At 35.4% G+C, this 18,192-nt stretch carries 8 protein-coding genes; 6 read left to right on the top strand and 2 right to left on the bottom strand.

The window, feature by feature from the left end:
* The first annotated feature begins 9 nt into the window (after positions 1-9).
* Positions 10-1,521, top strand: coding sequence for a glucose-6-phosphate dehydrogenase (gene zwf, locus GON26_RS13785; RefSeq protein WP_160375361.1), 1,512 nt, complete (start codon positions 10-12; stop codon positions 1,519-1,521).
* 329 nt (positions 1,522-1,850) lie between these two features.
* Positions 1,851-2,570, top strand: a complete 720-nt coding sequence (gene pgl / locus GON26_RS13790) for a 6-phosphogluconolactonase (RefSeq protein ID WP_160375362.1) — start codon at positions 1,851-1,853, stop codon at positions 2,568-2,570.
* 327 nt (positions 2,571-2,897) lie between these two features.
* Here the strand turns inward: pgl and GON26_RS13795 are convergent, their stop codons facing one another.
* Together GON26_RS13795 and nagB are read right to left on the bottom strand one after the other, a co-directional pair.
* The gene (locus GON26_RS13795) at positions 2,898-5,804 is read right to left on the bottom strand and encodes an FAD-binding and (Fe-S)-binding domain-containing protein (RefSeq protein ID WP_160375363.1); all 2,907 of its coding nucleotides are present in this window, start codon (positions 5,802-5,804) and stop codon (positions 2,898-2,900) included.
* A gap of 316 nt (positions 5,805-6,120) precedes the next feature.
* Positions 6,121-8,037 (bottom strand): glucosamine-6-phosphate deaminase, encoded by a 1,917-nt coding sequence (nagB, locus tag GON26_RS13800; protein ID WP_160375364.1) that lies wholly within the window; start codon positions 8,035-8,037, stop codon positions 6,121-6,123.
* A gap of 287 nt (positions 8,038-8,324) precedes the next feature.
* Here nagB and GON26_RS13805 point away from each other — a divergent pair, with 287 nt between their 5' ends.
* From GON26_RS13805 to GON26_RS13820, 4 genes are all read left to right on the top strand, one after another.
* Positions 8,325-11,585 (top strand): SusC/RagA family TonB-linked outer membrane protein, encoded by a 3,261-nt coding sequence (locus GON26_RS13805; protein ID WP_160375365.1) that lies wholly within the window; start codon positions 8,325-8,327, stop codon positions 11,583-11,585.
* A 32-nt stretch (positions 11,586-11,617) separates the two neighbouring features.
* A complete protein-coding gene (locus GON26_RS13810) occupies positions 11,618-13,357 on the top strand; it encodes a RagB/SusD family nutrient uptake outer membrane protein (protein WP_160375366.1) in 1,740 nt (579 codons plus the stop codon).
* A gap of 242 nt (positions 13,358-13,599) precedes the next feature.
* Complete coding sequence (locus tag GON26_RS13815; RefSeq protein ID WP_160375367.1) at positions 13,600-14,793, top strand: exo-beta-N-acetylmuramidase NamZ family protein; 1,194 nt, start codon at positions 13,600-13,602, stop codon at positions 14,791-14,793.
* A gap of 285 nt (positions 14,794-15,078) precedes the next feature.
* Entirely contained in the window at positions 15,079-18,078 is a 3,000-nt protein-coding gene (locus tag GON26_RS13820; protein WP_160375368.1) for a glycoside hydrolase family 3 N-terminal domain-containing protein, read from the top strand.
* Positions 18,079-18,192 lie beyond the last annotated feature (114 nt).

Below are 18,192 nucleotides of genomic sequence, written 5' to 3' on the forward strand. Positions count from 1 at the left end.
ACAATAAAAATGAAAACGAAAGCCAAGTTAAACCCCACTATTTTTGTAATATTTGGAGGAACAGGTGATTTAAATAAAAGAAAATTAGCGCCCGCTCTTTATAATCTATTTATCGAAGGTTATATGCCGGAGAAATTTGCTATTATTGGAACTGGACGAACAGAATATACGGACCAAGGTTATAAAGATGCGCTGGAAGATGCTGTTTGCTCTTTTTCGCGTACCGGTAAAGTAAAAGAAAAATGGGACCGTTTTGGGAATACGTTACATTATTGTGCAACTGATTTTGCACAACCACAGACTTTCGAAAACTTAAAAGTTTGCATCGATAAATACCAGCAGGAATATGGTCCAGAAACGCAAGTGATTTTTTACTTAGCTGTGGCTCCAAGTTTTTTTCCAGTAATTGCTGAAAGCTTAAAGAAATACAAACTTACTGAAGATGAAGACAATAGTAGAATTGTAATCGAAAAACCTTTTGGTTACGATTTAGAATCTGCGAAAGAACTGAATGCTTTGTTAAGTACGATTTTTACAGAAAAGCAAATCTACCGTATCGACCACTATTTAGGAAAAGAAGCGGTACAAAACATGATGGCTTTCCGTTTTGCAAATGCTTTATTTGAGCCTTTGTGGAACAGACAATATATTGATCACGTTCAGATTTCGGTAACGGAACAATTGGGCGTACAAGATCGTGGTGGTTACTATGAAGGTGCTGGTGCATTGCGAGATATGATTCAGAATCACCTTTTGCAATTGCTTTGTCTGGTAGGAATGGAAGCACCTATAAGCTTTGATGCCACCGAAATTAGAAACCGAAAAGTAGAAGTTTTAAAAGCCGTAAGACCATTTTCTAGTGAAGATATTCGTTTTAATACCGTTCGCGGACAATACAGCAAAGGCTGGGTTGAAGGTAAAGAAGTAGCAGGATATCGTCAGGAAAAAAGTGTTGATCCAGAATCGAATACCGAAACTTTTGCTGCTGCCAAATTCTACATCGACAACTGGAGATGGCAAGGGGTTCCTTTTTATATGAGAACCGGAAAACGTATGAACCAGACTTCGTCTTTGATTACGATTCAGTTTAAAGATGTTCCGCATCAGATTTTTTCTGGAACGGCGACTGAAAACTGGCAACAAAACCGTTTGATTATCAGCATTCAACCCGAAATGAGTATTCGTATGCAGGTTCAGGCAAAACGTCCTGGTCTGAATATGGTTTTGAATCCTGTTGATATGATTTTTGACTATAACGGAACGTATAAAAATGATAGCCCGGAAGCTTATGAAACCTTACTTTTGGATGCCATAACCGGCGACCAGACTTTGTTTATGCGTGGCGATCAGGTTGAAGCTGCATGGGAATTGGTAATGCCAATTTTGAATTCCTGGGAAAACAAAAAATCAATAAGCTTTCCTAATTATCCAGCAGACAGTTGGGGACCTGAAAAAGCAGAAGCGCTGATTGCCAGAGATGGTTTTCATTGGTTTCATTTGCCAATAAAAGATAAAGAGTAAGTTAGAAAAAGTTACTAAGGTTTTTTTGTTTGAAGTTTGAAGTTTGAAGTTTGAAGTTTGAAGTTATATGCTTTATGTCAAACTGGAATGAATTAACCGCAACCCCGATAGCTATCGGGACGCAAGGTTTTTACGCAAAGCTCACTAAGTTTAAAAATCTTTTTAATCATAATAATCTGTGGCTAAAAAATTAACCGCAATCCCGATAGCTATCGGGACGCAAGGTTTTTACGCAAAGCTCACTAAGTTTAAAAATCTTTTTAATCATGCTAATCTGTGGCTAAAAAAAGTTCACAGAAGCATTACGAAAAACAATTTAGAATAAAAAAATGGAAATACTTGTTTATAATACAACCGAAGAATTAAATCACGATTTAGCTGATTACGTAATTGAAATTGCTAAAACGGCCATCGAAAAAAATAATCGCTTCAATTTTGTGCTTACTGGCGGAAATTCTCCTAAAGTATTGTACACGCTTTTAGCGACTGAATACAAAGATAAAATCGACTGGAATAAAGTTTTTTTCTTTTTTGGTGATGAACGTAATGTTCCTGCTACCGATGACAACTACAATGGATTAATGGCTAAAAAGTCATTTTTTGATATTTTACAAACGCCAGAAAATCAAATCTTTTATGTAAATACCGCTTTGACTCCGGAAGAAGCTGCAGTTGATTATAAAACTAGGTTAGACAATCATTTTGACAAGAAAGAAATTGTTTTTGACTTGATTTTATTAGGCATGGGAGACGACGCGCACACAGCTTCTATTTTTCCAAACACAACTTTAGTGGGGAATACTGAAGCGACTGTTGCTGCTGTTTTTGTAGAAAAATTAAATACACACCGCATTAGCCTGACTGCTCCATTAATTAATAAAGCGGAGAATATTGCTTTCCTGGTTTTTGGTGACAATAAAGCAGAAGCTTTGCAACATGTACTTAGAGATGAGCAAAAGGATTTCAGCAACTACCCTTCTCAATTGATAAATCCTGTGAACGGAAAATTGACCTGGTTTACTGATGAAGCTGCTGCTCGATTGCTTTAGTTTTGTTTCACAGAGATTCGCTAAGAATTTCCACAGAGCTGCACAGAGATTTTTTTAAAATAAATCAAAAGAGATTCACAAAGTTTAGAGTTACTTAAATAAAAAAAATAGCCACGAATTCACGAATTATAATGTTTAAATTCGTGAATTCGTGGCTATTTTTTATTGATTCTAGTTAGCGTAAAGTAACCATAAAGTTTGTCATTCCGTAGGAATCTCTATGCGCAAAGATTTAGCACGTCTGAGATTCCTGCGGAATGACAAGATTGTGTTTAAACTATTTTATTTGTGTAAATCCGTTTTACCTGCGTCATCCGTGGGCCATTTTTACTTCAAGCAGCTTTTTAAAATACTAACCGGATGTTGTGCTTCTCTGCTGGTTCCGTCATAAATTTGATGGCGGCAACTTGTTCCTGCTGCGGCGATTTTTACATTTTCGGCAGTGGCTCTTACTTTAGGGAACAAAGTATCTTCACCCATTTGCATGCTTACCTGATAATGTTCTTTTTCATATCCAAAAGAACCCGCCATTCCGCAACAACCTGAATTATAGATTGTCACTACATTGTTGGTTGGTAAATTCAGCATGGCAAAAGTAGCTTCGACAGAACTTAATGATTTTTGGTAACAATGTCCGTGAATCTTGATTTCTTTCTTTTCTGTTGAAAAAGAATCGGCTGTGATTTTTCCTAATGCAATTTGATTTTTGAAGAATTCTTCAATGGTAAAAGCGCTTTTTGCAACTTTTTCAGCAGCCATTTTATCATCGGCCAAACGCAAATATTCATCTCTAAAAGTCAATATTGCCGAAGGTTCTATTCCGATTAAAGGCGTTTCCGCAGAAACTAAACCTGCAAAAATTCCAACATTGATATCTGCAATTTTTTTCGCTTCTTCCAGAAATCCTTTTGATAAATAGGTTCTTCCGCTTTCTTCGTGATTCACAACCAGAACTTCGTAGCCTAATTTCGTCAGTAATTCAAAAGCATCAATTCCGATGTTTACATCATAATAATTCGTGAATTCGTCGTTGAACAAATATACTTGACCGTTAGGAAAATTAGCAGTATTTGACTTTTGATTGTCGTACCATTTTCTGAATGTTTTCTTTGCCAATAAAGGAACTTCACGCTCAGGCGCAATTCCCATCACTTTTTTTACCAAAGACTGGTTCGAAATAAAATTGGTAATCGATGGAAACTTACTTCCCATTTTGTTCAGTTTTGCATTGTGTGCAAAAACCTTATTTCTAGTCGAAAATCCGTTTGCTTTTTGATATTGATATAAGAATTCGGCTTTTAAAGTTGCCACATCCACATTACTCGGACATTCGCTGGCACAAGCTTTACAACTTACACACAACTCAAAAACTTCGTATAATTCTTTCTGATCGAATTTGTTTTCTTTTTCAGAATACGTCAAATATTCGCGTAAAGCGTTGGCTCTCGCACGGGTTGTTTCTTTTTCGTTTTTGGTAGCACGATAACTCGGACACATGGCTCCGCCTGCCGATGGCAATTTTCTGCAATCGCCAGAACCGTTGCATTTTTCGGCAGCACGCAAAATCCCTAAACTGTCTGAGAAGTCCTGATACGTTTTGATATCTGGCTCTACTCTACCCGAAATTACACGGTGATTTTCGTCCATTTTTAAAGCGTTTACAATCTTCCCAATGTTCAAAGCCGAATTTGGGTCGAAAGCTAATTTGATTCTTTTCAATAATTCATAATTGGTTTCTCCAATCATAAACGGAATAAATTCGCCACGCACAATTCCGTCACCGTGTTCACCACTCAACGAACCTCTGTATTTCTTTACCAAAATCGCCACATCTGTCGCAATGGTTCTGAATAATTTTAAATCAGACGTTTTCTTTAAATTCAAAACAGGTCGCAAGTGTAATTCACCTGCTCCAGCGTGTGCATAATAAATCGCTTCCTGACCGTGACGCAACATCATAGCCGAAAATTCGGCAATATAATTAGGTAAATCACTTAATTCAACGGCTGTATCTTCAATAGAATCGGCAGCTTTATCATCACCTACAATGCTTCCTAAAAGTCCAAGACCCGCTTTACGAAGTTCATTAACTTTATCAATATCAGCTCCGTAAATTTTTACCAGAGCATAACCAAAATTGTTTTTTTCTAAATCAGCGATTAAAGCATTCGCCTGATTTTCGGCATCTTCCGGATTATGAGAAGCTACTTCAAACATCATAATTGCCTTTGGTTCACCCACCAAAAAAAATCTGTTTTTAGATTGTTCGCGATTGGTTTTGGTACAGTCCAGAATTGTATCGTCAATCATTTCAGCCGTGTACAAATGATGTTTCATCGCTACCACAACCGATTCGAGCGATTCCTGAATACTGTGAAAATGCGCTACCACCATCACATTATGCTTAGGCTGCAAATCATCAACTTTTAGGGTAACTTCTGTTGTAAAAGCTAGCGTACCCTCACTTCCACACAGCAATTTTCCTAAATTTATGGTGGGTTCGTTTCCTCCAAATAAATCTGATTTTAACAAAATATCAACCGCATAACCTGTGTTACGACGGTGAATTTCGGGTTTTGGAAACTCTTTTATAATTTCATCCTGAGTCGCTTTATCCGAAAGCTCTTCGTAAATGCTTTTGTAAATTTTATTTTCTAAAGTATCACCTTTTATTTTTTCGATAAATTCAGCCGAAGTCAACTCGTTAAAAACAACTTCAGAACCATCACTCAAAATGGCTTTTATTTCGACAATTTTATCGCGGGTTACCCCATAACGAATCGAAGTTGTTCCAGAAGAATTGTTTCCGACCATTCCGCCAATCATACAACGATTAGATGTTGAAGTATTTGGTCCAAAAAAAACGCCGTGAGGTTTTAAGAATAAATTCAGCTCATCGCGAATGACTCCGGGTTGAACCGTAACCGTTTTTTTTATTGGGTCGAAAGCAAGAATTTTGGTGAAGTTTTTTGAAACATCAACCACGATTCCGTCACCAACAGTTTGTCCGGCCAAAGAAGTTCCGGCTGTTCTTGGTGTGACAGAAATATTGTGTTTTGCCGCAAACTGAATCAGTTTACTAATATCTTCGTTGGTTTTAGGAATAGCAACTGCTTTGGGTTTTATTCTATACACCGAAGCATCTGTAGAATAAAGTGTTTTATGAAGATCATCGTATAAAAGTGTTCCTTCTAACGACTCTGATAATTGCTGTAACTCTTTATTTATTGACATTATATCCAAAATTTATTACCTAAAACTGATTCTATACTTTTATTGAGATTACAAAAATACTGTAATTTCAATTGTTATCTAATTCATTAAATGTAATTATTAAAAATTGTTCTGTATCGATTTTTACTCCGTCCCAAAACTTCAGGACGAAATAAAAAATACTTTAACTAACAAGTTTATATACTTATTTTACACAAAAATGTTACGGAATTTTTAGCCACAGATTTTTAGGATTAGAATGATTTCTCCTCTTTTTATCCTTGCCGTAAAACTTTGCAATCTTTGCGGTAAATTTGAGAACTACACTTTTTTTATATTAAAAAAAATAACGTTTAAATGCTTCCATTGCAGCATATTTTGTCAGACCTAAATCCCTAAATCTGTTTGCTGTTGTTTTGTTACGATCTTCTGCACGAACCCAAAATTCTCTTGAATCGTCTCCCTGAAACATTACACCATCTTTTTGAGATTGGTGGTAGAAAATCGCAGTTCTTTTTCTCAAAACCTGATCCGGACTCATCGGAACTGCCATTTCGATGTCGTGAATATCCCATTCGTGCCAAGCGCCACGGTACAACCAAACCCAGCAATCCTTCATATAAGACAGAACTTTCATTTTTTCTAAAGCCGCAAACAAAGCATCTAAACATACTTTATGCGTTCCGTGTGGATCTGCCAGATCTCCTGCAGCGTAGATTTGATGTGGTCTAACTTTATCAATACAATCAATCATAATTTCGATATCTGCATTCGAGAGTGCATTCTTTTTTATCGCTCCAGTTTCGTAGAAAGGCAAATTCAGAAAGTGAATGTTTTCGTCCGGAACATTAAAATAACGTGTTGCGCCTAAAGATTCTTTCTGACGAATTAATCCTTTTAATTTTCGAAGTTCCTGAATATCGGGAACGTTCTTGTTTCCTGATTGTATAAATTCGATGATTTTTTGGTAATAGTCACTTTCTGGGTTTATTTCTAATCCCATTTCGGCAAATTTTAAAGCTTCATCGTTAGAAACGGCAATATTTCCAGAAGTCTGATAGGCGATATGCACTTCGTGTCCTTGCGAAACCAAACGGTCGAAAGTTCCTCCCATCGAGATCACATCGTCATCAGGGTGCGGGCTAAAAATAATGACACGTTTCTTTTCCGGAGTCGAACGTTCCGGACGCTTTTCAGAGTCAGAATTAGGTTTTCCTCCTGGCCAGCCCGTAATTGTTCGTTGCAATTTATTGAAAACACGAATGTTTAGTTCATAAGCCGATTCATCATTTTCGATCAAACTTCCCATTCCGTGTTCGTGATAATCTTTGTCTGCAAGCTCCAATATTGTTTTCGAAGTTTTCTGGCAAAGCCAAAATATCGCTTTATTAGTCAGATCCTCATTCCATTCACAATTATCAACCAGCCAGGGCGTGTTGATTCTCGTTAATTGAGAAGAAGCTTCCGTATCTAAAATAATAGTAGTTGCGTTGTGTTGCTGAAGGTATGTAGCTGGTTTTTTCGAAGTAATTTCTCCTTCAATAGTCTCTTTTACGATTTCTGATTTATTTTGACCCCAAGCCAAAAGCACAATTCTTTTTGCATCAAAAATGGTAGAAATTCCCATGGTGATGGCTTTTTTCGGAACATTATCAATTCCAAGAAAAGAACTGGCAGCATCGGCACGGGTAATGTAATCTAAAGTTACCATTCTGGTACTGGAATTGAAGTGCGAACCCGGCTCATTAAACCCAATATGTCCCGTTCTTCCAATACCTAATAACTGGAAGTCAATCCCTCCTAAATTCTTAATTTTTTCTTCGTATTCATTGCAGAAAACCGCACTTTCTTCAATTGTTAAATTTCCCTTTGGAATATTTACATTCTCCGGTAAAATATCAATGTGATTGAATAAATATTCGTGCATAAAATAATAGTAACTCTGATAATTATCCGGATCCATTTGATAATATTCATCCAAATTAAAAGTTACCACATTCTTGAAACTTAAACTTTCCTCTTCGTGTAACCGAATTAGCTCGTCATACACTTTTATAGGCGAAGAGCCTGTAGCAAGACCCAAAACAAAGGTTTTATTGTTTTTTTGCTTCTCTTTAATCAAAGTAGCGATTTCATTTGCAACTGCTATTGAACCCGCATTGGAGCTTTCAAAAATTACATTGTGAATTTTTTCAAATCTTGAATTCTCAAACTTTCCTGGTTTATGGTACAAAGTAGAGGTACTAACATTCATGATATTCTTAATTTATTGAGTTAGTCGACAAATATAATAGATTTTGATTAATTAAACGCATTTATTTGCATATTTTAACTTAATTTAAGCTAAATAACGCATAATAACGTATTTAATTATGTCGATTTGAGGTATAGCCTAAATTTTAACATATATAATTTATTTCTTATTTTTTTAATGCGCTATTTTGCGTTATTTGATATTTTATTTAAAAAAATTGCATAAAATCGCATTTTGTTAAAATAATATATATATTTGCCACATAACCATGAAAAACTAACATAATTATGAAAAAAAATTTCCTATTTTCATTGTTGTTTTTAGTAGTACAACTAACATTTGCACAGACAAAAACAATTACTGGAACTGTTAAAAACAAAGCCGATGGTATTCCGATACCTGGAGTTACAATTCTTATTAAAGGAACTAAAACCAGTACCGTTACAGATTTTGACGGTAAGTATTCAATTAATGCGAATACAGATGATGTGCTTAGCTTTAGCTATGTAGGATATGAAACTAAAGATGTGAGAGCTGGTGATGCAACCAACGTGGATCTGGCAGAAGCTACATCAAAACTAGACGAAGTTGTCGTTGTGGGTTTCTCATCTCAAAAGAAAGCTAATTTAACCGGTGCGGTTGCTAAAGTAGATGTTAAAAAAGCTTTAGGAAGTATTCCTATTACAGATATCACAAGAGGTTTACAAGGAACTACGCCTGGTCTTAATATTTCTTTTGATTCTGGTAATATAGGTAAATCATCAAGTGTTAATATTCGTGGAGCCGGGACAATTGTAAATGGAGTTGCTTCAGGGTCACCACTTGTTTTAATTGATGGTGTTCCTGGAGATTTGTCATTACTAAATGCAGAAGATGTAGAATCAATGTCTGTACTTAAAGACGCTGCTTCCGCTTCTATTTATGGAGCACGTGCTGCATTTGGAGTAATATTAATTACAACTAAAAATGGTAAAAATTCCAAAGGCAAAGTAAGATTCTCTTACAGTAATAATATAGGCTGGAGTAATCCTATCTCTTTGGTTGAATTTAATGACCCAACAGTAGAGCTTCCGGTTATGATACAGGCACAAGACAGAGCTGGAAATGCAAATCCGGAGTCTTTTGGTATGAACTATAAAACATTATTGCCTAGAATCATTGAGTGGAAAGAAAAATATGGTTCTACAAGAAGTAGTAATGACAAAAATATGATTTTAGGAGAAGATTTTGACGTGATTGGTGGAAGAGAATACTTTTTCAGAATTTGGGATCCGCATGCAGAAATGTTAAAAAAGAATGCAATACAAACACTTCACAATTTATCTGCTCAAGGTTCTTTAGGTGAAAAAAGTTCTTTTATTGCATCTTTAAGCCTTGCTAATCAAGAAGGTGTTATGAAAATTAACAACGAAACTAATCAAAGAATCAATCTTAATCTTGGATTTACAACACAGTTAGCAAGCTGGCTTACGGGAGATTTTAAAGTATTAGGATCTTTCCAGGAATATAACTCTCCTTTCAACTACTACAACAGTGGTCTTGATACTGCTGGTAACGGTTATTTTGGTTACTATATGCGTTGGGGTTCTTACTTTCCTTATGGTACTTATAATGGTACTTACTTCAGACATGCGCCAGGTTATATGGCCAATGCTTCTCAAAATGAAAGTAAGTCAAATGACATCAGGCTAAGCGGAAAACTTACTGCTCAAATTACAAAAGACTTCAATATAATTGGGGAATATAGTGTAAATAATAATTTTTCAAGTCTAAAGCAAAACGGTGGTCAGGTGCCTCTTTGGGACTGGTGGTCGGGTGCAGCTGACTTAGTTGCAGGAAAACCTACATCAATGGAAACGGCAAATGATTTTGTTGCACAAACTAAATCATCTTATATTAGAAATGTAGCAAATATCTATGCCAATTACACCAAAAGATTAGGCGAAAACCATAACTTTAAAGTATTGGGTGGTTTGAACTCAGAATGGTATGATTTTGAAAGAACCTATGCTCGTAGAAACACCCTTTTGGATAAAAACAAACCAGAGTTTAATTTAGCTATTGGTGATCAATTTACTTCACCTCTTTCTTCTAATGCGATTTTAAACCCAGGTTTATCAAGATACGCAATTGCTGGATTTTTTGCACGTGTGAATTATGATTACAAAGGAAAATATCTATTAGAAGTAAATGGGCGTTATGATGGTTCATCAAAATTCCCAACTGATGAACAATGGGGATTCTTCCCTTCTGCTTCTGTTGGATATAGAATTTCGGAAGAAGGTTTCATGGAAAGTACAAGAAACTGGTTAAATGATTTGAAAATCCGTGGATCTATCGGTTCTATCGGAAATCAAAATATTGCTGCCAATGCCTTTTTACCAACTATGTCTAACTCTAATCCTTTTTGGGTAGGTAGTGGTGTAACTGTACCACCTTCTGTAAATCAACCATCAAATGTTGATCCTGATTTAACTTGGGAAAAAGTAACTACTCAGGATATTGGTATCGATATTCGTGTATTAGATATGTTAGGTTTGTCTTTTGATTATTATCAACGTGATACTAAAGGAATGTTAGCTCCAGGTAAAACACTTCCGGGTTCATTTGGTCAGGCTGCTGCCAGTACAAACTCAGGAAATTTAAGAACTACTGGTTGGGAACTAGCGCTTAACTTTAATAAACAAATAAACAAAAACATAAGTGTTTATGCAGATCTTACCCTTTCAGACAATACTACAGAAGTAACAGAATGGAACAACTCTTCTAAACTTTTGGGATCTTTTTATGCAGGTCAAAAATTGGGTGAAATCTGGGGATTAGAAACAGACCGATTAATTCAATCTACAGATCAAATTGACGCAACAGGATTAATAATAAATGGTGTTGATTATAAAAATATAAGATCAGGAGTTTTTAAATATGGTGCGGGAGATGTAATGTACAAAGACTTAAACGGAGATGGAGTAATTTCAAGAGGAGATGGAACAGCTGCTAATCCAGGAGATTTAAAAGTTATTGGTAACACAACTCCACGTTACCAATATGGAGTTCGCTTAGGGGGTGCTTTATACGGATTTGATATTGATGCTTTCTTTCAGGGAGTTGGTAAACGTGAATACTGGACGACTTCTGACTTAGTATTGCCATTCTACAACAGAACAGATGCTATGTATGAGAACATGAATGACTACTGGACACCAACAAATACTGAGGCGCATTATCCTAATCCATATGTTGGACATGCTGCTAATGCTTTTGGAGCTTATGCACCTGGATCAAATAATTTTGTTGCGCAATCACGTTATTTATTAGACATGTCTTATTTACGTTTAAAATCTGTAACTCTTGGATATACTTTACCTAAAAGTCTTGCCCAAAAAATCGGAATGGATAAAATTAGACCTTACGTTTCTGGCTTAAACTTGGCAACCTGGAAAAGCAGTAAATTGCCAGTAGATCCTGAAATTAATGAAACTGAAGCAGTATGGGGAAGAACTTTCCCTTATTCTAAAACATGGTCAGTTGGTATTCAACTTGCGTTTTAAAAAATGTATTTAAAAATTAAAAATTAATTAAAATGAGAAAATTAATAATAAACTCCAGGATAAAACTATCAGTTGCCTTGCTTACAATTGCAAGTCTGGCGGTTAGCTGTTCAGATTTTTTGGATACACCTCCTGAAGATGTGTTTTCAGACGAAAATTTTTGGACTTCGGAAAATAACGTAAAAACATTCTCTTGGTTAAACTATAATACCTTTAATGGTTACGGAAATAATACTGGTATTACAGCCGATTTTTACTTTCATGCTTCGGCTACAGGGTTAATAGACGACAACCTTGCAATGAACACTTTTATTAACTTTCCAACGACTGCGAATGCTACTAACGCAAACTGGAACGAATATTACACTTTGATTCGTCGTTGTAATCTTATGTTAGAAAGAGTACCTAATACACCAATGGATCAGGTGAAGAAAAACCACTATATAGGTGTAGCAAAGTTTTTCAGAGCGCATACTTATTTTCGTTTAGCTCAGCAGTTTGGTAATGTACCTTATACAGACATGTATTTAGCTCAAAGTGATATTAATGTATATAAACCAGCTTTGGAACGAGCAGAGGTAATTAATAATGTAATTAAAGATTTGGAAGAAGCAATTCCAATGTTATTAAACATTGATGATAGTAATGTTACTGTAAATAAATATACCGCTTATGCATTATTAAGCCGAGTGTGTTTGAGTGAAGGTACTTACAGAAAATACAATTTGTCACAGAATGGAGATACTTATCTTCAGAAAGCAAAAGAAGCGTCTTTAGCTGTAATGAACAATAATTCTTTCAAACTAAACGCAGATTGGAAATCACTTTACAATTCTGTTGAGCTATTAGGAAATACCGAAGTAATTTTGACAAAAAGATATATTAGAGGTGTATTAGGAAATTCAGTACAATCATATACTAATACATCTACTACTCAAAACGGATTGACAAAATTTGCTGCGGAAAGTTATGTAACTACTAATGGATTACCTATCAAGCAAGCTGGAAATGATCAATATCTAGGTGACAACAATATTGCCAATACTTTTGCTAACAGAGATCCAAGATTTGCTAAAGCTTTTAGTACAGCAGAATACGCCTATTCTGACAAACCTACAGGTAATGGTTTATCATCTATAACAGGTTATGTAATCCAGTTATATAACAATCCGAATACAACAGGTACAGAAGTTACAACAGGAGGACAAAATCAAATTGATGCTCCAATTTTTACTCTAAGCGAAGTTTATTTAAATTACGCTGAAGCATGCGCAGAATTAGGTACAGTTACCAATGCTGATCTTAATTTATCGATCAACAAAGTTCGTACACGTGCAGGAATTGCTACTTTGACTACCGATGGTACAAATGCCACAGTTGGTGGAGTACAAATCAATGATCCGCAAAGAACAAGTGCATTAGAATTAATTTCTGGAGTTGTTAATCCAATTATATGGGAGATTCGTCGTGAACGCAGAATCGAGTTTATGAGTTGGACAACTATGAGAAAAGAAGATCTTATGCGTTGGAAAAAAGGAGATTATCTGGATACTAATGCAAACCCAGACGTTGCCTTAGGGGCTAAAATAACAGATTTGATAGGATCTGGCTCAAAAACAAAAGTAAATGCAGAAGGATACGTAATTCCTTATGCAACAGGTGTATCAAGAGTATTTGTATCACCAAAAAATTACTTTAGTGCAATTCCTACAAATGATATTAGTTTGTATGCTGCAGAAGGTATCGAATTAAAACAAAATCCTGGCTGGTAATTTTTATAAATTACCACAAAACCAATTAACAATTTAATACCTCTGGATACATAATTCAGAGGTATTATTTTAAAATTTTATTGCTTTAATTCATCTGGGACTAAAAACTGAAGAGGCATTTTCATACCTATTCAGTCAAAACTCAGTCAAAAAACATTAAATAATGTTCGAATAATAATCTTAAATTTACTAGAGCTACTTAAAATTTTGACTTTAATCGGTATTCTAATTCCACCATTACTATGAAACGAATTCTAAAAAAACTCACACCCCTATTTTTATTATTTCCAATTCTATCTTTTTCGAATGTGCTGCGGCCATCCGAAAACAATAGTATTTGCACGAATACTGAAATCAAAACCGGTGCTGATAATTTTGAAAAATACTTGCCTTTATTGAAAGATAAAAAAGTTGGAATTGTAACCAATCAAACCGGGCTTTTGTCTAACAAAGTACATTTGGTCGATTTTTTATTAGACAAAAAAATAAATATTCAATACATTTTTGCTCCAGAACATGGTTTTAGAGGAACTGCCGATGCCGGGGAACATGTTCATGACGGAAAAGATGCTAAAACGGGTTTGTCAGTTATTTCGCTTTACGGAGACAACAAAAAACCAAAACCAGAGCAATTCAAAAACATGGATGTAATGGTTTTTGACATCCAGGATGTTGGAGCTCGATTCTACACTTACATCTCTTCTTTGCATTATGTTATGGAGGCTTGCGCCGAAAATAATGTGCCGCTTATCATTCTTGACAGACCAAACCCAAACGGTAGCATTGTTGATGGTCCGATTTTAGAAAAAGAATTTAAAAGTTTCATTGGTATGCACCCAATTCCTGTTCTTCACGGAATGACAATTGGCGAATATGGCCAAATGATTAATGGTGAAAAATGGCTAAAAGAAGGTGTTCAATGCAAACTTACCGTAATTGAATGTTCAAACTACAAGCGCGAAATGAGTTACAGTATTCTGGCAAAACCCTCTCCAAATTTACCAAACGATCAATCGATTAATTTATACGCCAGTTTATGTTTTTTTGAAGGAACCAATGTAAGTTTAGGGCGCGGAACCGAAAAACAATTTCAGATTTACGGTTCTCCATTTTTACCTAAAAAAGGATTTAGTTTTACGCCAAAACCTAATTTTGGATCTAAAACGCCTCCTCATAACGGAGAACTTTGCTACGGAGAAGATTTATCAAACGAACCTAAACTTCATCGATTAGAACTTAAATGGCTAATCGAAGCGTATAAAAACACTGCTGATAAATCGACATTTTTCATTCCGTTTTTCACCAAATTAGCCGGGACAAAAAAATTACAGGAACAAATAGAAAAAGGCATTTCTGAAGATGATATTCGTAAAACCTGGAAAAATGGTTTGGAGCAATTTAAAAAAATGAGACAACCTTATTTAATTTATAAATAAACCCGTTGGGTAATTATTTTTAACACATAGAAACATAGCTAATTGAACTCAAAAAAAGGCGTTTCACTTGCATTAAAACACATAGCTATGTGTCAGAAACGAGCTTCTTTTTGGTTTACTTTTTTCAAAAATCATAAAAATCTATTTTTTCTATGTGTTTAAGTAAATTTTTATTCATTACACCTAACAAATACTTATAAATAAACGTTTATAATAAAATTCAAAATATAATTCCCTTTCTTTTTAGCAATTAAAAAACTAAAAAGCCGCTTAACTTATACCAAAATGAAAAATTATTTTATAAAAACAACCTTATCGCTTGCCATACTTTCTTTAGTTATTAATTGTAAAAGCGTCAAAGAAGCCACTATAGTTTCTAATCAGGAAAAAGAAATATTGTCGAAGAATCAGGAAGTTTACACGCCAAAAACAAAAGCTGAAAAAGTTGTCTTTTTTAAGGATTCTGACAAAGAAAAACAATGGGTAGATAGCATTTACAAGCAAATGACTCTGGATGAAAAAGTGGGACAACTGTTTATGGTTTCGGCTTATTCGAACAAAGACACCACTCACATTCATAAAATTGATAAACTGATAAAAGACTTCAAAATCGGAGCCTTAATTTTCTTTCAGGGAGGCCCTGTACGTCAGGCGAAATTAACGAACAGATACCAAGCTGCATCAAAAGTTCCTTTATTCATTGGCATTGATGCCGAATGGGGATTGAACATGCGTTTGGATTCAACGTATCGTTATCCCTGGAACATGACTTTGGGTGCTATCCAGGATTTGAAATTATTGGAACAAGTGGGTGAACACATGGGTAAAGAAAGCAAAAGATTAGGCGTTCACTTTAACTTTGCGCCCGTTTTAGATATTAATACCAATCCAAAAAACCCAATTATTGGCAATCGCTCTTTTGGCGAAACCAAAACCAATGTAGCCAATAAAGCTGCTGCTCTGATGAAAGGCGCTCAAAGTCACGGTGTATTTTCGACAGGAAAACATTTCCCAGGTCACGGAGATACTGCTACAGATTCACACAAAACTTTACCAACCGTAGCTTTTACAAAAGAGCGAATTGATTTGGTCGAATTATATCCTTTCAAACGCCTTTTTGATGACGGAATGGCTTCTGTAATGGTGGGTCATCTTAATATTCCGAGTTTAGAACCTACGGAAAACATGCCTACTTCGGCGTCGTATAATGTCGTGACGAATTTGCTTCAAAAACAATTGGGTTTCGAAGGTTTGATTATTACCGATGGTTTAGGTATGAAAGGTGCGGCAAATTTCAAAGGCCCTGGAGACCTTGATTTGGCAGCTTTTCTTGCCGGAAATGATATTTTGCTTTGTCCGGACGATGTACCTTTGGCTGTTCAAAAAATAATGGCGGCTTATAATGATGGAACTGTAACGGAAGAACGATTAGCACATTCGGTTAGAAAAATTTTGGCTTACAAATACAAAATAGGTTTAAACAATTTCAAACCAATCGAAACCAACACTTTACAGTCTGATTTAAATACACCTGAAAACGACGCTTTGCAATATAAATTGTTCGAAAACGCGATTACGGTTTTAAAAAACAAATCGGAAATTCTTCCGATAAAAGATTTAAACCAGAAGATTGCTTACGTAAAATTAGGTGATGACACCAACAGCGCTTTTGTTTCGACTTTAAAAAAATACACCGAAGTAACCGAAATTTCGAATACCAATGTCGATTCATTAAATATTGAATTAAAAAAATACAACACGGTAATTGTTGGTTTTCACAAATTAGACAAAGCCTGGGAAAAACATGAATTTTCAGAAATTGAATTGTTTTGGCTGAAAAAAATCGCCGAGAACAATAATGTAATCCTAGATGTTTTTACAAAACCATACTCCTTATTATCAATTCCTGATTTTGATGCTATTAAAGGACTTGTGGTTTCCTACCAAAACTCCGTAATAAGTCAGACAGTTTCGGCAGAAATCATTTTTGGAGCGGTTGATGCTAAAGGAAAATTACCTGTTTCTATCAATGATGCTTTTGATGTAAATGATGGATTGACAACAGAGAAAATAAATCGTTTAGGATTTACAACTCCCGAAAATGAGGATATGAGTTCCTCGACTTTGTCAAAAATTGATGTTATTGCAGCCAAAGCCATCAACGGAAAAATGGCTCCGGGAATGCAGGTGGTTGTGGCAAGAAGAGGAAAAGTAGTTTTTCAGAAATCATACGGAAATCATACGTATGATGATTCGCCAAAAGTTACGGATTCCGACTTATACGATGTTGCTTCTATCTCCAAAATTATTTCTACACTTCCGAATGTGATGCAAATGTATGATCAGAAAAAAGTAAATCTGGACACGCCATTAAAAACAATGTTGCCTTATTTTGCAGGCAGTAATAAGGAAAATATTTCTTTCAAAAACCTAATGACGCACTATGCAGGGCTTCAGGCCTGGATTCCGTTTTACAAAGCGACTTTGGATAAAGACAATAATCCAATGGCGAAATATTACAGTAAAACGGCCAACAGTGAGTTTTCTACAAAAGTTGCTGATAGTCTTTTCTTAAGGAATGATTATCACGATACCATTATGAAAATCATTAAAGACACTCCGCTTTCGATAAAAAAAGAATACAAATACAGTGATTTTACTTTTATAATCCTGAAAGAATATTTAGAATATCAAACCAAAAAAAGTTTGGAATCACTGAGCCAAAATAACTTCTACTCTACTTTAGGAATGAATTACACGACATACAACCCATTACAAAAATTTGATCGAAATGTGATTGCGCCAAGCGAAGTGGATAATTACTTTAGACATCAGACCGTTCAGGGTTATGTACACGATATGGCGGCGGCTATGGAAGGCGGAGTTGCAGGTCACGCCGGAATTTTTTCTAACGCAATGGACGTTGCCAAAATGATGCAATTGTTTCTGCAAAAAGGAAATTATGGCGGCATCAATTATTTTTCGCCTGAAACTTTTGATGTTTTCAACACTTGTCATTTTTGTTCAGAAGGAATTGAAAGAGGTTTGGGTTTTGATAAAAGATTAGGGAAAGATGGGCCAACTTGTCAATGTGTTTCTCCGTCAAGTTTTGGACACACTGGCTTTACGGGAGATATGGTTTGGGTTGATCCGGCTACAGAAATTGTATATGTTTTTCTATCCAACAGAACGTATCCAGAAGTGACTGCTGCTGGAAATGTATTAGCTAAAGATAAAATTAGAGAAGATATTCAAAAAGTTATTCAGGAATCTATTTTTAAATAATGTGTTAGTAATTATCCATTCCTGCGGGGTTTTGTGGCCCTGCAGGAATAAAATTAAAATGATTTAGAATACTTTGAGGACACGGAAAGTATTTTCGTGCTATCGTAGCATGTC

Origin of the sequence: Flavobacterium hydrocarbonoxydans (genome assembly GCF_009789235.1) — a bacterium.
Taxonomy (GTDB): Bacteria; Bacteroidota; Bacteroidia; order Flavobacteriales; family Flavobacteriaceae; genus Flavobacterium; species Flavobacterium hydrocarbonoxydans.

Excerpts from the sequence above, each read along its gene's own strand:
- pgl (WP_160375362.1), top strand. The coding sequence starts at position 1,851 with ATGGAAATACTTGTTTATAATACAACCGAAGAATTAAATCACGATTTA.
- GON26_RS13810 (WP_160375366.1), top strand. The coding sequence starts at position 11,618 with ATGAGAAAATTAATAATAAACTCCAGGATAAAACTATCAGTTGCCTTG.
- nagB (WP_160375364.1), bottom strand. The coding sequence starts at position 8,037 with ATGAATGTTAGTACCTCTACTTTGTACCATAAACCAGGAAAGTTTGAG.
- zwf (WP_160375361.1), top strand. The coding sequence starts at position 10 with ATGAAAACGAAAGCCAAGTTAAACCCCACTATTTTTGTAATATTTGGA.
- GON26_RS13805 (WP_160375365.1), top strand. The coding sequence starts at position 8,325 with ATGAAAAAAAATTTCCTATTTTCATTGTTGTTTTTAGTAGTACAACTA.
- GON26_RS13820 (WP_160375368.1), top strand. The coding sequence starts at position 15,079 with ATGAAAAATTATTTTATAAAAACAACCTTATCGCTTGCCATACTTTCT.
- GON26_RS13795 (WP_160375363.1), bottom strand. The coding sequence starts at position 5,804 with ATGTCAATAAATAAAGAGTTACAGCAATTATCAGAGTCGTTAGAAGGA.
- GON26_RS13815 (WP_160375367.1), top strand. The coding sequence starts at position 13,600 with ATGAAACGAATTCTAAAAAAACTCACACCCCTATTTTTATTATTTCCA.